Raw genomic sequence first — 20,834 nt, forward strand, 5'->3', positions numbered from 1 at the left:
TCCGCCCGCCGCGCCGCCGACGATCGTAGCCCATTCCGGCCTGCGATAGAGATTTGCGACAAAGCCATCAATTGTCCGCGAACTTCCAGCTGAGGCCCGCCGTCAGCCGGTCTTCCTTCCAATGGTGGCTCTGGAAAGAGAGCGGCCAGATGATCGGGCCGTTTCCGTCCAGATTTTTGCCGAAGTCGGAGAAGCGATATTCGGCCCGCCCCAGCCAATGATCGGTCAGCGCATATTCGATGCCGCCGCCGACGACCCAGCTGTGATGATTGGTGGAGTAGCTGTCGCCGAGGCCGCGAATATGATAGGCGTTCTGCACCCCGGCCCATTGGCTGCCGCCCGTTCCGAACACCAGCAGGCGATCGAAAGCCCAGCCGAAGCGAGCGCGAATCGAGCCCTGCAGAGCCGAGGACGAACGCAGCGTCGTGACGGCGTCCTGCTGAACCGTGCGATTGAGGCTCGTCGCGTCGAACTCGGTCTCGACGCCGAGCACGACCGAAGCGAGCTGCCAATTATAGCCCGCATGCAGGCCGCCGATGACGCCGGTGAGATCGAAGGACTGCGGTGCGCCGACATTGGGCACGGAATAATACGGGACGAAACGATCATGGCCCCAGGCGTGTCCGACGTCAAAGCCGACATAGACGCCGCGCCAATCGTATCGCGAGCCGGGCGGACCCTTCTTGGAGGGAAGATCCGACGACGGCAATGCCGACGCCAGGAAGGCGGGCGCGCCCGCGGCCGACGGAAATTTCGCGCGCAAGGTGATGCCCGCGAAGAGTGGCTCACCCGGCTGGCCGCCAATCTCGCCCGAGCCGAGGTCCCAGCTGGCCCAGAGCGCCTGCCAATAGCGATGGTTCAGCGCGTTCTTGACCCATCCTTGCAGATCATAGCTGTCATCCTCGAGCTTCACGCCGAGGTGGAAGTTCAACAGAGCATAGGGGCTGACGACCGCATAGGCCGAGTTGTCGGGCGTCGAATAGGTGCTGCTCTGATAGGAGACGTCGGTTCCGACATAGGCGACCAGGGGGACCGAGCTGCTGATCGGGGCGATTGTTCCGACCTTCCATGCGTATTCGGCGCCGGCCGAGAACGCGAACTTCGGGACGAGCGCGAGACGCTTGCCGGTCATGTCGCAGCTCGGAAAGCTCAATTCGGGCGGGCACACGCCGTTCTTGAAGTCGGCGTAGCGCGCGTCGTCGTAGACAAAGGAGGCGAATGTGTCGAAGCCTTCGAACGGCTTGGCGCGCAGATCGAGCTCGAAGCCCTTCGATGTGGCCAGCTTGGCGTTGCTCATCACATCGACGAGAACGGCGTTTGAGTTGTCCTTCGCCCGCGTGATGTAATTGTGGTCATTGGCCCAGAAGGCGGCGAAATTCGCGATCAGACGATCATCGAAGAAGGAGCTCTTCAGGCCGACTTCATAGCTGTCGATCTCCTCCGGCTTCACGACGAGGGGAGCATTCTTGGCGAAGGAGAGCGACGGACCGCCGGCGCGGCCGCCGCGTGCATAGCCCGTCTTATTCATGAAGGCGCTGTTGGAAGGGTGGCGAGCGTAGCATAGATCACTGAAACGGCGTAGGATTTGGTTGTTGACACCAACCCTTTCCCGCTGCACCGGCCTGCCACGCCCGCCATGACAGACGATACGTTCCCCGCCTTCTCGTTTCCAGCCGTCCAGGGCAAGAAAATCACAGCCGCTTTCGACGGCGGCCGCATCTCCTCGGACGGCGGCGTCATGCTGCTCGCCATGGCGGAGCGCCGGCTCGGCGTCGCCGAACGGCTGGCGCGCTGCTTTCCCGATCGCCGCGATCCTGCGCGCATCACCCACACGCTCGCCGATATGATCCGCGCCCGCATCTTCGCGATCGGCTGCGGCTATGAGGACGCCGACGATCTCGATTTTCTGCGCTCCGATCCGGCGTTCAAGCTCGCCTGCGGGCGCCTGCCCGACACGGGCCGCGATCTCGCTTCGCAGCCGACGCTGTCGCGGCTCGAGAACGCGCCGGCCCTGCGCGACGTGATCCGCCTGACCTATGCGCTCGTCGACCAATGGATGGCCTCCTACGAGAAGCCGCCATCTTCGGTCACACTCGACATCGACGACACCTGCGACATCGCGCATGGCCATCAGCAATTGTCGTTGTTCAACGCCCATTATGACGAGCGCTGCTTTCTGCCGATCCATGTCTATGACACCGAGCAGAGCCGTCCCGTCGTTATGATCCTGCGCCCGGGCAAGACGCCGTCCGGCGTCGAGGTGAGAGCGCATCTGCGCCGGCTCGTGCGGCATATCCGCAAGTCTTGGCCGACGACGGGCATCCTGTTTCGCGGCGACGGGCATTATGCGCGGCCCGAGGCGATGGCCTGGTGCGAGGATCACGGCGTCGATTACGTCTTCGGCCTTCCCGGAACCAAGCCGCTGTCCAAGAAGGTCGAGGAGACGGCGGACGCCGTCCGCGTCGAGCGCGCCCTCGACGACAAGGACGTCGTGCGAGGCTATGCCGAGACGCGTCACCGGGCCAAGTCCTGGGACAGAGAGCGCCGCGCGATCGCCCGCATCGAGGCGACGCGGCTCGGCCTCGACATTCGCTTCATCGTCACCAATCGCGCGCATGGCGCGCCGCAATGGCTCTATGAGAGTCTCTACTGCGCGCGCGGACAGGCGGAGAATCTCATCAAGCTGCACAAGACGCAGCTTTGCTCCGATCGAACCTCGTGTCGTTCGGCGCTCGCCAATCAGGTGCGCCTCGTCCTGCACACCGCCGCCTATTGGCTGATGCTCGGCGTGCGCGACGCGATCCCGCGCCCGCGCGACCTCGCCAAAGCCGAGTTCTCGACTCTGCGCCTGCGATTGCTGAAGATCGCCGCGCGCGTGATCGAGACCGCGAGCCGCGTGCGCCTCGCCTTCGCCGCCGCCTGCCCCGAGGCCGATCTCTTCTGCTCCATGCCGGCGGCGCTGCTCATGCCCGCAGGACCATGATCGACGGGGCGGCGCGCCCCCTCTCGTCTCTCCCATTCCTCCCAACGCGTTCCCGAAAGTGCGATCCTCGAAGCGGTGAAAAAGCCGAACGCCCCCGCGCGGCCCGCGAGCCGAACGGCCCGACGATGCAAAAAATCGGACCGTCACGAATAAGAGGGGATAGGTCGCGTAAGCGGTGACCTCGGGACTGATCTTGTATTGCACGGAACCGAGGGCCGAGAGGAAGCCCTGGTGGGTATGCGCGGAATATTGTCGGTCGGCGCCGAAGAATCCCTGCGCCTCCGCGTAAGCAGCCGCCGCCTGCGCCGGGGTTCCCGAATTGTCGTAGGCGTAGATGTAGCGCCGCCATGTGGCCGATTTGTCATAATAGGAATAGCGCAGGCCGCCGGTCAGATCGAGGTCCGGCGTCACATGCCAGGCGCCGCGCGCATAGGGCGCGATCTCGTCGGTGCGCGGGTTGTCGTAGCTTTGCTGGCCCGCATTGTTCACGCCTTGCAGCTGCGCGGCCGTCGGACTCGCGCCATAGTAGAACAGAGCGGCGAGGTTGCTGGTCGTGGTGAGACCGTGATTGTAGAGGTTTTCGTGCAGGTAGAACAGACCGGCCGCGCCTTCTACGGGCTCTCCGACCGGCATGGTGATCTTGGCCTCGCTGGTCACCGTCCGCTCCGGCGACACATGGCCGTTGGCATTGGTGTAGATCACCGGCGAGATTATGCCGCCGTCGCGATTGTTCGGATGGAAGTCCCAGCCGCGATAGGAGGTCGTCCAGTTCAAGCGATAGCCGTTGATGACGTAATCGACGATGATCGCAGCGCCTTCGCTTTCGACCGCGGTCTGCTTGTAGCCGAGGATGTCGGTGGTGAGGCTCTGCAGCTGGCTCTTGCTCGGCGCAGTCCAGCCGAGCCTCGCGGCGGCTTCATAGAAGCCCGAATTCGGGATCGCGCCGTTGAACAACTCGCTGCAGCAGGCCTGATTGACATGCGAGTAATCGAAGACGCCGCGCACGCTGAGATCGGCCGTAGGCTGCCAGAGGAGTTGCGCGCGCACGCCTTTGTCGTGCCAATCGTAATATTTCTGGCCCGCCTGCACGGTGTTGTAGACATATCCTTCGCGGTCCGAGGTGAAGCCCGACAGGCGGTAGGCGAATTGATCGCTGTCGCCGATCGCGCCGGCGGTCAATGGCGTCGTCGGATTCAAGCCGACCTTCGGCCGCGTCGCCGGCTATCCGCACAATGGAACATTGTTCCACATCGGCCCGCTGACGCGCACGGTCACGGACGCCGCCCTGCTCCTCAATGTGATCGCGCACCCCGATCCGCGCGATTGGACCAGCCTGCCGAGCGACGGCCGCGACTGGACGGCGGGCCTCGACGACAGCGTCAAGGGATTGCGGGTCGCCTATAACCGCACGCTCGGCTATCTCGACGTCGATCCCGCGATCCTGACGATCGTCGACAAGGCCGTCGCCCGGCTCGGAGAACTCGGCGTCGTCGTCGAGGAGGTCGATCCCGGCTTTTCGGATCCGTCCGCGATCATCGACAGGATCAACGCCGAGCGCGCCATCCGGCTACGCAAGGAAATCGGCGACGCCGGCTTCGATCTCATCTATCCCGGCATTCGCAAGCGGGTCGAAAATCTCGAAAAGCGCACAATCGCCGTTCTCGTCCTTCAGGAACTCGACGCCCCAGCGGTCGAGCTCCCTGATCATGTCGAAGGAGCGCTCCGCATAGGCGAGGATCGGCTTTTGGTCGACGATTCCGTCATTGGCGATGGTGATCTCGCGCACATATTGCTCGGGCGTGGCGAAGCCCGGCACGACGGCGTTGTTGAGCCCGTCCATGCCGACGGCGATCGCGCCCGAGCGCTTCACATTGACTTTTTCCAGCAGCACGACCTTGAGCGCCGGATTGGCCGCCTTGGCCTTGTAGGCCGCGAGCGGGCCTGCGGTTCCGCCGCCGATCACCAGCACATCGGCGTCGAATCGGATGGCGGCGTCGTCGATATCGGTCACTGATCGCTCCCGCCGGCGCGTCGATCTCCGCGCGGCCTGTTGCCTTTGTTATCACTGTTAGCCTATATGAATGATATGCTATTTGCCAGCCGCCTTCGCACGCCGGCCGAAGCCGCGGGGCCGCCGCCGGCGCAGACCCTGCGCGGGCTCGTCGAACTGCACGACGTCACAGTCGGTTATGGGACGCAGCTCGCGCTCGCCGAGCTTCGCCTCGCCGTCCGGCCGGGCGAGTTCCTCTGTCTGCTCGGCCCCTCCGGCTGCGGCAAATCCACCGCGTTCAATGTGATCGCCAGCTTCGTCCGCCCCACCGCCGGCGAGGCGCAGGTCGACGGAGCCATCGTGCGCGGCCCCGGCCCGGAGGCTCAGTCCTGCTCCGGATAGCATCGGTCTGGCGCGGCCGTTCTATAGCGCTCGCCTCGTGATCGGCGTCATTCTCAAATGGTCGTCGCGTTAAGAAACAAATCCGGCTCGCGCATTCGGGTGAGCGGAAGATCTCTCTTCGTTCGGCGAAAGCGACCGAGACAAATTGCCGCGACGAGGGAGAGGAGCGTTCCGAGGAAGACCAATGTGACTGAAACGGCGCCTTCACGCGCGAGCCTCGAATCTCTCCTGAACGCGCTCCTTCGGAAATTCGCTTCACCGATCGGTAATGGCTGTCGCGCTATCCTGCGATTTGTGCTTGACAACCACGGCTTCGGGACCGATATCGCCCTCGGATAGCGGGGCTTCGCTCCCGCCGTCGACTCCGACAACCCAAGAAGGAAACATGGGCAGTAGCCGCTTCGGCGCCGCGCCCGCAGCCTCGTCTGCGCTCGCGACGCCACTCGACATCAAAACCATCCGCGGTTTCGGAGACCGCGTGAGAGGCGTCACGAGGGCCTAGGGGCTCCTGCCTGCCGCTCATGCTCCGCGCCGTGGATCACAACGGCCAAAAGGGAGATGAGCGATGAACAAGCTCACCGCAATCGCATTCGCGCGCCCGTTCGCTCGGAGCGCGGCGTCGTTCTATGCCGAGGCGCAGATCGTCGCGTTTCGCCGTCGCGCGCGACGGACTCCGCTTTGCGTCTGGAGGCTCGACGCCGCCTCGGGAGGTCTTCTGTGCGTGTGGACCGACGAGACGGAGGCCGACCCTCGCCTCGCGCAGGACAATGGCGAGCCGCCCCCTTCGCGCCTCGCCGCCTGACCGGAGGGATCGAATGAACCCCCGCCCAACCACGCCCACCGGCGAGCGCGAGCTCGACCCGGCGGGCGCTTTGAAATCCATCCCGATCCGAATTTGCCCGGGCGCGAGAGCGCGAGCGATCGAGAGGGCGTGAGCTCTCGCGAAGGCTCGCCTGCCGCCGGAGAAGAGGCGAGCCATGACGCTGCATCTCAACCCATCCGAGACCAAAAAGAGCGCGGTTCTCGACGAGGCCCATATCGGCCATATTCGCGGTGCGCTGGGGACCATCCATCATGCCGATCACGGCCCGCGCATCGGCTTCAAGCGCCGTCTCCAGACGCTTCTCGCCATTCTCGGTCCCGGCCTCATCGTCATGGTCGGCGACAATGACGCGGGCGCATTCGGAACTTACACTCAGGCGGGCCAGAACTACGGCACGAGCCTGCTGTGGACGCTGCTGCTGCTCGTTCCCGTGCTCTACGTCAATCAGGAGATGGTGTTGCGGCTCGGCGCCGTCACCGGCGTTGGACACGCGAGGCTCATCGTCGAGCGTTTCGGCAAATTTTGGGGCGCGTTCAGCGTCATCGATCTCTTCCTGCTCAACGCGCTGACCATCGTCACCGAATTCATCGGCATATCTCTCGCGCTCTCCCATCTGGGCGTCTCGCGGGAGCTCGGCGTGGCGCTGTCGGCCGTCGTCATCATGGTGGCGGTCGGCACGGGCGACTTCCGCCGCTTCGAGCGCTTCGCTCTGATGCTCTGCGCGGGTAGCCTCGTTCTCATTCCGATCTTCGTGATGATTCATCCCCCCATAGCGGATGTCGCGCGCGACATGTTCCTCGTGCAGATGCCGAAGGACGGCAAGCTCAGCGAAGTGATGCTGCTGGTCATAGCGATCGTGGGCACGACCATCGCGCCCTGGCAGCTCTTCTTCCAGCAGAGCTATGTGATCGACAAGCGCATCACGCCACGCTTCATTCGCTATGAGCGCGTCGATCTCTGGCTCGGCATAGCGCTCGTCGTCATCGGCGCGGCGGCGATGATGGCCTTCACGGCGGCGGTCTTCGCCGGACGTCCGGAAGCCGGCAACTTCGCCGACGCCGGCGCCGTGGCGGAAGGCTTGGGCCGATACGCCGGGCGCCTGCCGGGCATTTTATTCGCTCTGGCGTTGATCGACGCGAGCGTCATAGGCGCCGCGGCGGTTTCGCTATCCACGGCCTATGCCCTCGGCGACGTGCTGTCGTTGAAGCATTCGCTGCATCGCAAGCCGTCCGATGCGAAAGGCTTCTATGGCGTCTATTTCGCGCTCATCGTCGTTTCGGCGGGCCTCGTGCTGACGCCGGGCGCGCCGCTCGGCCTGCTGACCAACGCCGTGCAGACGCTCGCCGGCGTGCTGCTGCCGAGCGCGACCGTGTTTCTGCTGCTTCTCTGCAATGACGAGGCGGTCCTCGGCCCCTGGGTCAATGGCCGGGGCATGAATCTCTTCACCGGCGCGATCGTTGCGGTTCTCGTGATGTTGTCGATCATATTGACCGCTTCCGTCTTGTTTCCGGAGCAGACGAACGAGACGGTCATTCTGTCGATCCTCGGCGGCGGCTCGATTGCAACTATCGCCATCGCTGTTGCGACGGGCGCTCTCCGCACGGGTCGGCGTACGGCGCACGGCGCGATCGGCCGTCACGCCCGCGACAGCTGGCGCATGCCGCCGCTTCACGCGCTGCCGCCGGCGAAGCTCTCCATGGCGAGCCGCATATGGATGAGCGTGCTACGCTGCTATCTTCTGCTTGCCGGAGGACTCGTTCTCGCGCGGATCGTCGCGCTCGCTGTCACACACTGAATGTCTGCGCCGAACATGAAAGCGAAAGCCATCTCCTATGCGCTGCTCTCGGCGGCTCTGTTCGGGGTCTCGACGCCGGCCGCCAAGCTGCTTCTCGCGGACATAGATCAGCGCATCCTCGCCGGCCTGCTCTATTGCGGCGCCGGCGTCGGCGTCGCTCTGCTGCGCCGTCTCCCGCTTCGGCTCGGCCTCGCCATCCGCGCTGAAGAGGCGAAGCTCGGCGGGACGGATTGGGTGTGGACGGGCGCGGCGACGCTGGCTGGCGGCGTCGCCGCCCCTCTGCTGCTGATGTTCGGCCTCGCCCGTGCGGAAGCCGCGACGGCCTCGTTGCTGCTCACGCTCGAGGGCGTCTTCACCGCAGCCATCGCATGGTTCGTGTTTCGCGAGCCTTTCGATCGTCGCATCGCCCTCGGCATGGCCCTCATCGTCGCTGGGTCGCTCTGCCTCGCCTGGTCGGGAGCGCCCAGCCTTTCTGGCGCGCTCGGGCCTGTCGCGATCGCCGCGGCCTGCCTCGCCTGGGCCGTCGACAACAACCTCACACGTCGTGTCTCGCTCTCCGATCCGCTGCAAATCGTCGAGATCAAGGGAATGGTCGCCGGCGCGGTCAATCTCGGACTTGGGCTATTCGCCGGCGCTTTCATGCCCTCCATCCCGCTGGTCGGCGCGGCGAGCGTCGTCGGCTTTCTCGGCTATGGCGTCAGCCTGGCGCTGTTCGTTCTGGCCCTCCGCCATCTCGGCACGGCGCGCACCGGCGCCTATTTCTCCACGGCTCCCTTTCTCGGCGCCGCGGTCTCCGTCGCGGCGCTCGGCGAGCCCTTAACGATGGAACTCGCCGCCGGAGCGGCGCTGATGGGCGCGGGCGTCTGGCTGCATCTGACCGAATGCCACGAGCACGAGCATTTGCACCACGCCGTCGAGCACTCGCATTCGCATGTTCATGACGAACATCATCGGCATGGAGACCACTCCGACCATGAGAACGGCCAGCCGCACGTACATTGGCACGCGCACGAGCCGCTGCTGCACGCGCATCCTCATATGCCCGACATGCATCACCGACACGATCATTGACCGAAGACCGAACCTCGCCGCCTCTTCTCGCGCGTCGATGGCGTCGCGAGCGGAGCGAGGATGAGTCCGACGCAGTCGGTCGCGCCGAACGGGATCTGAAAGCGCTGATCGATCGCGCGCCGCGCATCGTTCATCGCCGGATCGACGAACGGATCGAGGACATACGGATCGAAGATGTCGCGGTCGGGGATCTTCTGCTGGCTCGAGCCGGCGAGGTCGCTTCGAGCTGGCGATAGCTCATGGGATACGACACATACCAGCGGACGCCCCAAAGAATGACCTGGCGCTCAAAATGGCTGCCCTTGAAATAGATCATCGCTCTGTTCCGCCCGCCGCGCTGCCGCCGACAATCGTAGCCCGTTCCGGCCTGCGATAAAAATTTGCGACAAAGCCTTCCGCCTGCCCCACGCCCGGCGATCATGGCCCCAATCCGTCCGCGAGAAACATTCGCGACAGAGCCGGCAATTTTTATCCTCGAGCGAATGATCGTCGATCGAATACAAGCCGGACGAAGATTATTGGAAATATTCCAATCAGACTATAGATGAGAAGTATTCTTATTGGCCTCACCGACACTTGAGACTTCGAGTTGTTTCTGGCTAGCATGACGGAAGAATATCGGCAGGCCGCGACTCATCGTCCTTTCGAAATGGGAATCATGATGCCTACCTTCATGCTTCGCGCGTCCAGCGCGCGATTTTGTGCATTCGCGCACCGGCGCGCGATCGGCTCGACGATGGCGAGCTTCGCCGCTCTGCTCGTGGCTGGCGCCATCACTCCCGCCGGCGCGCAGTCCAATGTCACGACTCTTCCCGCGGTCGCCATCGACGCGCCGCGCGAGACTCCGAGGGTCGCGCAACGCCACGCCGTGCCGCAGAGCGCTTCACATCGACGCGCGATCGCGCGACGTCCCGCGCCGCATCCGCCGCAACAGATCTCGCGAGCGCGCGGGCAGCGCATCGATGTGGCGACGGCGCCTGCCAGCGCCTCACTCGGCGGACCCGCCGTATCCTCGACCGTGGCGCTCATGCGCAGACCGCCTGTGCAAGCGCCGCGGCGGCGGCGTCGATCGCCTCGATCGAGCCGACGATCTCGCCGGCGCGCACCGAGATCACCAAGAGAAGTGTGTCGGAGAGGCCATGGGTCTCCTCCGACCAGCCTTGCACATCTGCGAGAATTTGCTGCAGGCTCGCCGCGGAAGACGCAAGCGGCAGACGATAGCGCCGATCGACATCCTGACGCTGCATGAACGGCCGCAATGGCTCGACCATGTCGGGTAGCCCGCGACGCTCATAGCCCGTGGCGAGCACCACCGCGTCATAACGCGCGTCCTCGAAGCCGCCATGGAGACGATCGTGCAGACGCAACAAGACCGCTCCGTCGACGACCGCGATCGCGTCGGGCTCCGTTTCGCGCAGCAGCCGGCGGCGGCGGATGCCGAGCACGCAGTCCTCATAGAGAATGGCGTGAAGCCGTGCGATCAGCTTGGCGTCGACGGACGCATAATTGGTGTGTCGCAATTCTTCGAGCACATCGGCGCGGCGATCGCTCTCGAGCTCGAACATGAGATCGACCGCTTCCGGGTCGAAGATCTCATTGGCGAACGCCGTGTCGTCGGCGGGCCGCAGCGCAAAATTGCGAATGACGAGATCGACGCATGCGTTCGGAAAGCGCTCGCCGAGGTCGACGGCGATCTCGGCGCCGCTCTGCCCGCCGCCTATCACCGCGACGCGGGGCTCCGCCTTGCCGGCGAGCGCCGCGTCGATCCCCGAGAGATAGCGCGAGGAATGCAGCACCCGGCGGTCGGCGACCGTGTCGAAAGGAGCCGGGATGACGGGGCGCCCGCCCGTCGCGACGACGAGATGGCGCGCGCGTCGCAGGCATTTTCGTCCCGTCGCGTCCCGTGAGACGGCTTCCAATGCGACGATGCGTCCCTCGCTCAGCACCGGCGCGATGTGATCGACAGTCTCGCCATAACAGACATGTCCGTCGAGCCTCATCGCCGCCCAGCGCAGATAGTCGTTGAACTCGATGCGGCTCGGATTGAACGTCTTCAGATTGAGGAAGGCGGTGAGCCGCCCCTTCTCGTGCAGATAATTGAGAAAGCTGAACGGGCTCGTCGGATCGCGCAGCGTGACGAGATCCTTGACGAAGGCGATCTGCATGTCGGTTCCCGGCAGCAGCATGTCGACATGCCAAGCGAACGACTTCTGTCGCTCGAGAAAGACCGTGCGCCACGGCTCGCGCCGTCGCCGTCCCGATTCGTCGAGCGCGATGGCGAGCGCGAGATTCGAAGGGCCGAAGCCGATACCGAGGATGTCATAGCAGGAAGCGTCAATCATCGAGCCGATCCTTTGCAGAGCGAAAGCGGGAAGCTTTGGTCAGGGACGGCGCGGCGCGCCGGAGAGCGACGCCTCCGCCGCGCCCGGCGCCCAGAGATGGTCGTGAAAGAAACGATCGCGGGTCAGCATCACCAGCGCGGCGCGCTTATGCGGAAACTCGACCGTGCCGATCGTCGCGAAGCCCGAGCGCTCGAGATTGCGCAACTGCCGACAATGATCGGCGCGCGGCTCGCCGACGATGCGCTGGGTGCGCGGATCGTCCAGAAACATGAAATGCGTCAGCGACGGCAGCCAGGCCGACACATAGGCCGCGCCGCGGGAGTTCTCGTCGCCGATCGCGACATGCCAGCCGCGATCGAAATCCTCGCAGGCGTAGAGCGGGCCGAGCCGGTTCTCGGCCGCGTGATAGACCTCGAACCAGCCGAAGGGCGCTTCGTCGAACTCCCCGATCAACGGCAACATATGCGGATCGGAAAGGAGCGTCTCGATATAGGCGCGATGACGGTCGATCGGCCCGGCCTCTTCCCAGATTTGCGCGATGCGCGGCGTGTTCATCCATGCGTTCAGCAGCTCGGCGTCGTCGATGGTCGCGATTCGGAAGGCGATCTCGCGATCGAGCCAGGGAATGCGGCGCCGATAGACCATTCCACGCGGCTTGGGCGGCCGCAGCGGATGGCCGCGACCGCCCGTCGTCACGCGCAGCTGAGGGAAGGGGCGGAGCCGCGCGTCGGTGAGCCAGAGATCGGGCAATTGCCAGACGAGCGAGGGTAGAAGATCGATCGACGCCGTGGCGCCTGGAACGCGCTGCGCGCCAGCATGGGCGATGAGCGTCTCTGCGGTCGGCGCATCCGCGTGGAGACGAATCGTCTCGATCGCGGCATTCTGCGCCGTCGTGCGCTCGACGAAAGCGATCGTCTCGCGCACGAGCCGAGCAGGCTCGTCGCATCGCCCGCCGTCGAGCCGCGCTTCGAGCTTGGTCTCGTGCGCGTCGAGAATTGTGAAGCGCGCGTCGCCGGTAGCGGGCGCGATATCGATGGCGCCTGTCGATTGCCGCAACAGCTGAGCCGTCATTTCTGTCCTCCTCGACCCGACGAGCGTTCGAGGTGATGACGATCGAGCCGCGTCGAAATTCACCGTTGTCGAAAATGAATTGCCGATTTCGTCATTCGTCTTCCTTTCGGCGCACGGCGTCGGGAAGAAGGATGTCGAGATGAATCTGGGCGCGGACGCGGATGTGGTGTCGGTGGTGTTCGACGAAAACGGCCATGGCGCGCTATGGCCCGCCGGAATGCCGATTCCGCAAGGCTGGAGAGCGGCGGCTCCGGCATGCGATCGCGCGGCGGCGCTGGCGTTTCTCGAGCGCGTGTCTCCTCCATGCGAAAGACGCGGCGCGCCGCTCGCCGATCGCTCGATTCCAGGACGGCTGGCCGCTCTCGCGAGTGACGGGCCCGACCGAGCTGCGATCTACTTCGACGATCGCGTCGTCACGCGCGGCGAGCTCGATCGTCTCGCGGCGCGCATCGCTGCAGCGCTCACGGACGCTGGAGCTGGAGCCGAGACGATCGTCGCCGTCGCGCTCGGACGCAGCCCCGAAGCGATCGCGGCCTTTCTCGGCGTCATGCGCGCCGGCGCCGCCTTTCTGCCGATCGATCCCGCTTATCCGCAGGAAGCGATCGCCTTTCGTCTCGACGATTCCGGCGCTCATGCGCTGGTGACCGACGCCGCGCATCGCGAGCGTCTACCGCCGACAGACGGGTTGACGATGATCACGCTCGATTGGCTTCCTGCCGGCGCCGCTCGCGCGCCCGACACGCTCGAAGCAGATCGCCTCGCCTATGTGATCTACACTTCGGGCTCGACCGGCCGTCCCAAAGGCGTCGCCGTCGAGCACGGTCCGCTCGCCATGCATATCGAGACGACGGCGCAGGCCTATGAAATGAGCGAGCGCTCGCGCGAGTTGCATTTTCTCTCCTTCGCATTCGACGGCGCACATGAGCGCTGGATGACGCCGCTGTTCGTCGGCGGATCGATCGTGCTACGCGGCGACGCGCTCTGGACGCCGGCCGAAACGCTGATCGCGATCCGCGCCGGCGGCGTGACGCATGCCGGCTTTCCGACGAGCTATATGGCGGCGCTCGCCGCCTGGGCGGAGACGATGGGCGACCCGCCCGCGGTCCAATGCTATTCCTTCGGCGGCGAGGCGATGGCACGCGCCACATTCGAGCGCACCGGCCGCGCTCTGAGGCCGCGCTTTCTCATCAATGGCTATGGCCCGACCGAGACGGTGATCTCGCCTTTGATCTGGAAGGTCGAAGCGAATGTCGGCTTCGACGAGCCCTATGCGCCGATCGGCGGCCCGGTCGGCGACCGCACGGCGCATATTCTCGCGACCGACCTGTCGCCGGTCGCCGACGGCGAGACCGGCGAATTGTGGATAGGCGGCTCGGGCCTCGCGCGCGGCTATCTGAACCGTCCGGCGTCGACGGCCCAGCGCTTCCTGCCGGATCCCTATGCAAAGACTTGCGGGCGCATGTATCGCACCGGCGATCTCGCGCGCCGGCGGCCGGACGGCGCCATCGCCTTCGTCGGCCGCGAGGACGGGCAGGTGAAGATCAGAGGCTTTCGCGTCGAGCTCGGCGAGATCGAGGCGCGGCTGCGCGAGGAGCCGACCGTCGCCGAGGCGGTGGTCGTGCGGCGCGAGGGCCGCGCCGGGCCGACCCTCGCCGCCTATGTCACGCCGAGGCCGGGGCGCACGCCCGAGCCCGGCCGGCTGCGCGCCCGTCTCGCCGGCGCCTTGCCGGCCCCGCTCGTCCCTTCGCGCATCATGGCGCTCGAGCGCTTGCCGCTCTTGCCCAATGGCAAGGTCGATCGCGCTTCGCTGCCGGAGCCCGGCGCCGTTGGTCCGCCGCCTCGGGCGCCGAGCACGGAGACGGAGCGGCGCGTCGCAGCGCTGTGGGGCGCGGTTCTCGATCTTCCCGAGGTCGGCGTCGACAGCCCCTTCTTCGATCTCGGCGGCGATTCACTCTCGGCGCTGCGCCTGCTCGCGCGGCTGCGGCTCGCTTTTCCCGGCCGAAGACTCGGCGTGGCCGATCTCCTCGGCGATCCGACCGTCGCCACGCTCGCCGAACGGCTCGACTCGGGAGTGAATGGCGACGACGGGCCGGCGCGGATCATTCATCTCCGAAAAGGCGGAGGACAGCCGCCGCTGGTGTTGTTTCCCGGCCTACTGGTAAGCCTTCGCGAATATGAGCCGCTGGTCCGACGCCTCCCGTCCGATCAGCCCGCCTTCGGTTTCGCTTGCGCGTCGCTGACCGAGGAGCCGGAGCCGCTTCCCGAGATCGACAGCCTCGCGCAGAGCTATGCCGACGCGATCGAATGCGAGGTCGGCGGGCGAGGCTGCGCGATGCTCGGCTGGTCCTGGGGCGGCGTGCTCGCCTATGAGACGGCGCGGCGTCTCATAGGCCGCGTTCGCGTCCATTTCATCGCCATGGCCGATGTCTGCGCGCTTGAACCGCCTTTCGCGCAGGGTTCCACGCCGCCGCTCGAAGCGGACGAGCGTGGACGTCATCGCGAGAGGATCGACGCTTGGCTGGTCGGTTCGCCGATGCGCGCGCGCTGGGAGACACTGCGCGCGCGAATGGACGCGGAAACAGAGGATTGCTTCCTGCGCTTCCTGTCCACCGAACCGCAGCCCTTGCCGGTCGACGGACCACTCGTCGGCAGCCGCGAGCGCGTGCTGCACACCTTGATCGATCACGCACTGCAGATGCGAGCTCTGACCCTGCAGCCGCTCGATGTGATCATTTTCTCCTTCCAAGCCGAGAGATCGATCGCGGAGCATAAGCCGATCATCGATTGGCGCGAGCTGGCGTCGCAGGCTCATGTCGACGTCGCTGCGTCGACTGACCACTTCGACATTGTGCTCTCCCGTTCGCTTCACGAGCGCATCGCCGAATTGCTCGGCCATATGAAAGGGATCACGCGCCGCTCTAATTTTTTCGAGGTGGGACGCTCGCACCGCTTACACTCGACGCGCGCGCCGTGATGGCTCGTGACTCGGACGAAATAGCCTTCCGCGATCCCGTGGGTTCTGTCGCGAATTTTTTATCGCGGGTCGGTTGGGGCTATGATCACCGGGCGTGGGACAGGCGGAATAGTCCAATGATCGATTACAAGGGCAGCCATTTGAACGCGAGGTGATCCTGTGGGCGTCCGCTGGTATGTGGCGTATCCGATGAGCTATCGTCAGCTCGACGAAGTGATGGAAGAGCGCGGCGTCGAAGTGGATCACTCCACGCTCAACCGCTGGGTCGCTACGAATCGCATGACGAACTGCGATCACATCTCGCCGACTTCGTCCCCGCCTACAATTTCGCTCGAAGGCTCAAGACCCACAAAGGCCTCTCGCCATACGAATTCATCTGCAAATTCATCCGCAAGCTCTGGACAAAAGAGCCGGAACGATTCACATTCGTTCCGCTCCATCAAATGCCAAGACTAAACATCTAACGGTCAGCGCAGCCCAGTTAATTTATCGGTTCCGATCGCCGCCGCTTTCGAGCGTCTGTTCACGAGACTGAATGAGCTTCGACCGCTGTCGCGCCAGCAGGAACGCGCCGCGCCGGGGGAGGTTGATTATCCTTGAGAGCCACGATCCACGCTACGCATAAGGAGAGCCGCCGCCGTGGACGGGCATGCGCACCTGGAGGTAGTAGCGCCCGTCGCGGCGATGGAGGAAGCTGGTTCGCGCCAAAATCCAGTCTCCCGTCGATGAGAGACGGCCCCGGTCACGAGTCAAGGCTCAAACTCGCTACCCTGACGCAAGCTGTTGATTTCGACTCAGGAATTCCGTTCGGCGGACGATTGGTAGCGGAGGCCCGTTTCCGCCAACACTGAATTCGTTTGAGTTTTCTCTGCCCATCCTTTGCTTCTGCGATTTTGGAGCGAAAAGGTTACGTAATGAAACACTCTCGGGCGCCTCGGGCCTTTCGACGCCATGAAGCCGACAATCAGAATTGGGCCAACAGCGCCGACAGCTTTTCCCCTTCTCCTCGGCCTCCCCGCATTACGTCGGTAGAGAGGCCTCGCTCGATAGCGAGCCAAGCGGTCTCGAACCGTCTTGATCTGCGATGGCCGACGCCTCGGCGGGGCATAGCGCGATCTTGAAGGTCGCGCCGCCGCCGGGGGTGTCCTCCACCCATATCTTGCCACCATATCTACCGATCAATTCCCTCGTGATAGCGAGGCCGAGCCCCGACCCGAGCGTATGGTCGGTCTTACGCCAGAAGGGATCAAATATCGCGTCCCTGTCCTCTGCGTCCACGCCGCTGCCATGATCGACGACTTCGACCATCCCAGGTGAAAGAACGCGAACGACGACGGTTCCTCCCTCGGGTTCGGCGCGCACTGCGTTCTCGACGAGATTTCTGATGACGCATTGCACGGCCCAATCGGAAGCAGCGATATGCACCGCGTCGGAGACGTCCGTCTCGAACTCGATCCCTCGTCCCAGATCCAGCGAGATTGGCAAATAATCCGCGACGACCGCGCAGGCGACCTCTTCCAAATCAACCACCTCAGCTTGGAGCATGGGCCCTCTGCCTTCATCGCGCGCGATGACGAGAAGCTGCTCGACGAGCGTCTGGAGGCGTTGAATGTCCCGTTTCAACTCGAACTTCGTCGTCGAATTCGTCATCCGATCGACCCGCCCCCGCAGAATCGTGAGGGGAGTGCGCAATTCATGCGCCGAATTCGCCGCAAAGCGCTTTTGGCTCGCGACGCCGGAGTCGACGCGCGCCAACATCTGGTTCAGCGCATCGACGAGAGGCAATATTTCCGAGGGAACATCGGCTGTCGGCACGCGCTTGTTCAGCGAATTCAGATCAATCGCGGCAACCGTCGCTGCGACTTTCCGCAGAGGGCCAAGACCTCGGCGCAGAGTGACGGCGGAAATGGCAACGACGCCCAAAAGTACCGGAGAATATTTCCAATATCCTCCGATGCCGAACAGCGACCTTACTTCATAAAGCAAATCGACGACGGAAAACTGCTCGCCGTATGTGACTAGTTTTACAGTTCCGAATCGTTCGAACCCTGCGAGAAATCGTAGGTCACCATCTTCCTTCATTCTGAAAACTGTGTCGGGGATTTCGATATGCCGCAAGCGCTTCTTGAACGTCTCAACATCCAGCAATTCCGCCAATTCCGGGGAGGAGCCATCGACGTAAGTGTCGGTCGCTTCGTCGATGACGGCGAATCGAAAGCGAGGCGTCTGCACTTTTAGCGCGCGCAGAGCGGGCGTGTCTTCGATGAACAACTCGCCATCGCTATGTCTGCGCAGAGAGTCGAAGACCACGGCGCGAGCGCGTTCACTCGCATAACGGTTGATCGATCGATTGGCGAAAGGCCAGAGTTCGAAGTAAGTCATAGGCATGATGTAGGTGAATGGCATCGTCGTCATGACGATGACGCCGCCGAAGAGCGAGAACAGGATCAGCCTCGAGAGCAGGGAGCGTTTGAAAATCATGTGCGCGCTCTCCTCAACATGTAGCCCACGCCTCTGGATGAGGCCAATTCCACGTCGAGCCGCTCGCTCTTCAGCTTTTGCCGCAGGCGCAAAGCGAGCATGCGTAGCGCGTCGATCGATGCGCTCTCCCCTGGACTGTTGATCTCTTTCATGATCGTCCGATGATTGACGAAGCGTTCTGCACGGCGCATCAAGCTCTCGAGCAACAACGCCTCTTTACGATGCAGCTCGAACGGGCGATCCGAGACGAAAGCTTGATGCGCTGCGAAATCGAAGGACAGGCGCCCCATCACCACCCGCGGCAATTCGACGTCGCTCGCACGTCGCAGGCACGCACGAATGCGCGCCAGCAGCTCATCGGCGTCGAAAGGCTTCGCGAGATAATCATCGGCGCCGGATTCCAGTCCGTCGACTTTGTCGCCGGTCCCGTTCAATGCGCTGACGATGATGACCCGAATGCCGGGTCGAGCGCGTCGAAATTCGGACAAAGCGCGCAGCCCGTCGCCGTCGGGCAAGCGTCTGTCCAGCAGCATGAGAGGATAATCGTGAGACAACAATGCCGGCTTTACCTCGACGAGTCGCCCGACACGATCCACGTCGAAGCCCGCACGATTGACGCTGTCGGTGATCAGCGCCGCCACGTCGAGCTGATCTTCGACCACGAGAATTCGCATGTTCGTTTCCCGCATCACCTCAGCACCGCAAGGCGAACGTCGTTCCTCGAAAAAACGCGTCGATGCGGCCTGCCGCCACTCACATAGCATTTCGCATCGGGAGCGAAGCTTCAAGCATTATGTTGCATTTCCGCAACAGCGCCGAAAATCCGCGCCCTCATCGTCCAAGTTATGCTCAAGTTATACAAAACAATATATCGGTGGCGGGACCGTGGCGCTTCACTTGTGGAGTCGCCCCGAACCTGAGGCGAGCGGTCAATGAAGCGGTGCGGCTGGTTAGTCATTGCACTAATTGTGCTCCAGAGCGTCGTCGCCGGAGCGCTGACGACGTGCCGCGTCGCGCCGATAGACCATGGCCTTGTCGCGGCCCTGGCCGGTGACTCTGGCGCATGAAGCGTGGTCGCTGGTCGGCGGCGCCACGCAGACGCTCTACGCCGGCGGGCTGCTCGACGCGCAGCTTCGCGCCTCGGAAGCCAATTACCGTCAGGGGCTCGCCGACTATCGCCAGACCGTGCTCGCCGCGTTCCAGGAGGTCGAGGACGAGCTCGCGGCGATCCGATTGCTGCGGCAGCAGGTCCAGCGTCTGGATCAGGCGGTGGAAGAAGCGCGCCAGGCGGTGACCATCTATCTCAATCAATATCGCGTCGGAACATTCAGCTTCACTTCCGTGGTGACGGCGGAACAGCGGCTGCTCGCGAACTTCCAAGCCGATCTCGCGGCGCGTCAGAGTCTGTTCGTCGCGACCGTGACGCTGATCGGCGCGCTCGGCGGCGGCTGGGACGCATCGACGCTTCCCGCGATCGACGAACTCGCAGAGATCGCGGCGCCGCCCGCGCCGGTTCCCGTGAGCGCGCTTTCGGCCGCCGTCGAAGCTGCGAACCCATAGGAAGAGCGATGCGGATCGATCACGCCGACGAGACCGAAGCGGACGAAAGGGCCATTTTCCGAGAGCCTGATGTCGCGGCCGCGTCTTCCGGCGAGGGCCTGCACGGCGGCGCGTGGCGTAAACCCTCGGCGTTCGGCGTCGCCGCGCTCGTCGTCGCTTTGGGTTGCTACGTCGGCTATCGCGCGATCGCCGCCAAGGAACAGCCGACGCAACGGGCCGGACAGCGCGCCGCGTCCGGCGGCCCTCAGCCGGTCGCCGTCGCGACGGCGACGCGCGGCGATATCAAAATCGTCCGGCACGGCCTTCTCGGAACCGTCACGCCGATCGCCAATGTCTCCGTCAAGACACGGCTCGCCGGCGAGCTGACGGAGGTCGGCTTCACCGAAGGCCAATATGTTCGCAAGGGCGATTTCCTGGCCCAGATCGATCCCCGTCCCTATGAGGCGCAGAAGGCGCAATCCGAGGGCCAGTTGCTGCGCGACCAGGCCCTTCTCGGTCAGGCGCGCGACGACCTTCGCCGCTACGAATCCTTGAAGAAGCTCGATTCGATCGCGCGCCAGCAGGCCGAGAACCAAGCCTGGATCGTCAAGCAATATGAAGGCGCCGTCAAAGCCGATGCCGCGCTGGTCGACGGCCAGAACCTCAATCTGACCTATGCGCGCATCCTGTCGCCGGTCGCGGGACGCGTGGGATTGAGAAAGGTCGACGCAGGAAGCTATGTGTCGGCGGGAGACGCGCTTGTCCTCGTCGCGCAGATCGATCCGATCTCCGTCATCTTCGGCGTGCCGGAAGATTATATTCCGGACATTCTGAGCGCGCAGAAGAAAGGCGCGCTGGAAGTCGCCGCCTTCGACCGCGCCGACACGAAACAGCTCGCGGTCGGACGGCTGCGGACGCTCGACAACACCGTCGACACGACGACCGGAATGGTCAGCGGCCGAGCCGAGTTCGAGAACACGAACGAAGCGCTCTACCCCAATCAATTCGTGAATATTCATCTCCTCGTCGAGCTGCGCGAGAAGGCGCTGGTGATCCCGAAAACGGCGATCCGGTCGGGCGCTTCTAGCCTCTTCGTCTACAAGGTCACGGAGGAGAACCGCGTCGTCATGCAGCGAATCCTTCCCGCCAGCGGCGAGCGCTACGACGATTACGCCGGATACAATAACGGCATGGTCGAGGTGACGGAGGGATTGAGCGAGGGCGATCGCGTCGTCGTCGACGGAGCCGATCGCCTGCGCGAAGGGGCGGAGGTCAAAATCGGCACGGCGGACGAACCGGCGCGAGAACGGCGTCGACAAAAGCGACCGCGACAAAGCGAGACGCAGTGATGCGAGGGCAGGCT

The 20,834-nt window shown here is 64.2% G+C and carries 13 protein-coding genes and 5 pseudogenes; 11 read left to right on the forward strand and 7 right to left on the reverse strand.

The window, feature by feature from the left end; genetic code table 11:
* Positions 1-67: 67 nt before the first annotated feature.
* Positions 68-1,528: an outer membrane beta-barrel protein gene (locus tag CQW49_RS08280; protein ID WP_024749847.1), complete on the reverse strand. Its 1,461-nt coding sequence runs from the start codon at positions 1,526-1,528 to the stop codon at positions 68-70.
* Between the two features lie 108 nt (positions 1,529-1,636).
* Between CQW49_RS08280 and CQW49_RS08285 the strand changes: the two genes are divergently transcribed.
* Together CQW49_RS08285 and CQW49_RS25545 are read left to right on the forward strand one after the other, a co-directional pair.
* Positions 1,637-2,983, forward strand: a complete 1,347-nt coding sequence (locus CQW49_RS08285; protein ID WP_003616184.1) for an IS1380 family transposase — start codon at positions 1,637-1,639, stop codon at positions 2,981-2,983.
* 1,162 nt (positions 2,984-4,145) lie between these two features.
* Positions 4,146-4,445, forward strand: a pseudogene (locus CQW49_RS25545) (amidase family protein); the annotation flags it as partial.
* Between the two features lie 189 nt (positions 4,446-4,634).
* On the opposite strand, the pseudogene CQW49_RS08295 reads toward CQW49_RS25545, so the two are convergent.
* A pseudogene (locus tag CQW49_RS08295) lies at positions 4,635-4,994 on the reverse strand (FAD-binding protein); the annotation flags it as partial.
* Positions 4,995-5,069: 75 nt separating this feature from the next.
* Here CQW49_RS08295 and CQW49_RS08300 point away from each other — a divergent pair.
* The 4 genes from CQW49_RS08300 to CQW49_RS08320 all read left to right on the forward strand — a co-directional run bounded on the left by CQW49_RS08300 (position 5,070) and on the right by CQW49_RS08320 (position 9,064).
* Positions 5,070-5,375, forward strand: coding sequence for an ATP-binding cassette domain-containing protein (locus CQW49_RS08300; protein WP_081735780.1), 306 nt, complete (start codon positions 5,070-5,072; stop codon positions 5,373-5,375).
* Positions 5,376-5,940: 565 nt separating this feature from the next.
* On the forward strand, positions 5,941-6,177 hold the full coding sequence (locus tag CQW49_RS08310; RefSeq protein ID WP_003614488.1) for a hypothetical protein: 237 nt from the start codon (positions 5,941-5,943) through the stop codon (positions 6,175-6,177).
* Positions 6,178-6,352: 175 nt separating this feature from the next.
* A complete protein-coding gene (locus CQW49_RS08315; RefSeq protein WP_003614486.1) occupies positions 6,353-7,993 on the forward strand; it encodes an NRAMP family divalent metal transporter in 1,641 nt (546 codons plus the stop codon).
* 15 nt (positions 7,994-8,008) lie between these two features.
* The gene (locus CQW49_RS08320) at positions 8,009-9,064 is read left to right on the forward strand and encodes a DMT family transporter (RefSeq protein WP_003614485.1); all 1,056 of its coding nucleotides are present in this window, start codon (positions 8,009-8,011) and stop codon (positions 9,062-9,064) included.
* A 220-nt stretch (positions 9,065-9,284) separates the two neighbouring features.
* Here CQW49_RS08320 and CQW49_RS25550 read toward each other — a convergent pair.
* The 3 genes and pseudogenes from CQW49_RS25550 to CQW49_RS08340 form a co-directional block, all read right to left on the reverse strand.
* A pseudogene (locus CQW49_RS25550) lies at positions 9,285-9,380 on the reverse strand (IS6 family transposase); the annotation flags it as partial.
* Between the two features lie 709 nt (positions 9,381-10,089).
* Positions 10,090-11,406: a lysine N(6)-hydroxylase/L-ornithine N(5)-oxygenase family protein gene (locus tag CQW49_RS08335; RefSeq protein ID WP_003614480.1), complete on the reverse strand. Its 1,317-nt coding sequence runs from the start codon at positions 11,404-11,406 to the stop codon at positions 10,090-10,092.
* Between the two features lie 39 nt (positions 11,407-11,445).
* Positions 11,446-12,477: a GNAT family N-acetyltransferase gene (locus CQW49_RS08340; RefSeq protein WP_003614478.1), complete on the reverse strand. Its 1,032-nt coding sequence runs from the start codon at positions 12,475-12,477 to the stop codon at positions 11,446-11,448.
* A 139-nt stretch (positions 12,478-12,616) separates the two neighbouring features.
* Between CQW49_RS08340 and CQW49_RS08345 the strand changes: the two genes are divergently transcribed.
* The 3 genes and pseudogenes from CQW49_RS08345 to CQW49_RS08355 form a co-directional block, all read left to right on the forward strand.
* On the forward strand, positions 12,617-15,451 hold the full coding sequence (locus tag CQW49_RS08345) for an amino acid adenylation domain-containing protein (RefSeq protein WP_003614476.1): 2,835 nt from the start codon (positions 12,617-12,619) through the stop codon (positions 15,449-15,451).
* A 116-nt stretch (positions 15,452-15,567) separates the two neighbouring features.
* Positions 15,568-15,718: pseudogene (locus CQW49_RS08350) on the forward strand (IS6 family transposase); the annotation flags it as partial.
* 2 nt (positions 15,719-15,720) lie between these two features.
* Positions 15,721-15,915 (forward strand): annotated as a pseudogene (locus CQW49_RS08355) (IS481 family transposase); the annotation flags it as partial.
* A gap of 556 nt (positions 15,916-16,471) precedes the next feature.
* Here the strand turns inward: CQW49_RS08355 and CQW49_RS08360 are convergent.
* On the reverse strand, positions 16,472-17,932 hold the full coding sequence (locus CQW49_RS08360; protein WP_003614474.1) for a sensor histidine kinase: 1,461 nt from the start codon (positions 17,930-17,932) through the stop codon (positions 16,472-16,474).
* Entirely contained in the window at positions 17,929-18,606 is a 678-nt protein-coding gene (locus CQW49_RS08365; protein WP_003614471.1) for a response regulator transcription factor, read from the reverse strand. The genes CQW49_RS08360 and CQW49_RS08365 overlap by 4 nt, the downstream gene beginning before the upstream one ends.
* Before the next feature lie 352 nt (positions 18,607-18,958).
* Here CQW49_RS08365 and CQW49_RS08370 point away from each other — a divergent pair, with 352 nt between their 5' ends.
* Positions 18,959-19,492: a TolC family protein gene (locus CQW49_RS08370; RefSeq protein ID WP_003614468.1), complete on the forward strand. Its 534-nt coding sequence runs from the start codon at positions 18,959-18,961 to the stop codon at positions 19,490-19,492.
* A gap of 8 nt (positions 19,493-19,500) precedes the next feature.
* Entirely contained in the window at positions 19,501-20,820 is a 1,320-nt protein-coding gene (locus tag CQW49_RS08375) for an efflux RND transporter periplasmic adaptor subunit (RefSeq protein WP_003614467.1), read from the forward strand.
* Positions 20,821-20,834: the final 14 nt, after the last annotated feature.

This window comes from Methylosinus trichosporium OB3b, assembly GCF_002752655.1.
Classification (GTDB): Bacteria; Pseudomonadota; Alphaproteobacteria; order Rhizobiales; family Beijerinckiaceae; genus Methylosinus; species Methylosinus trichosporium.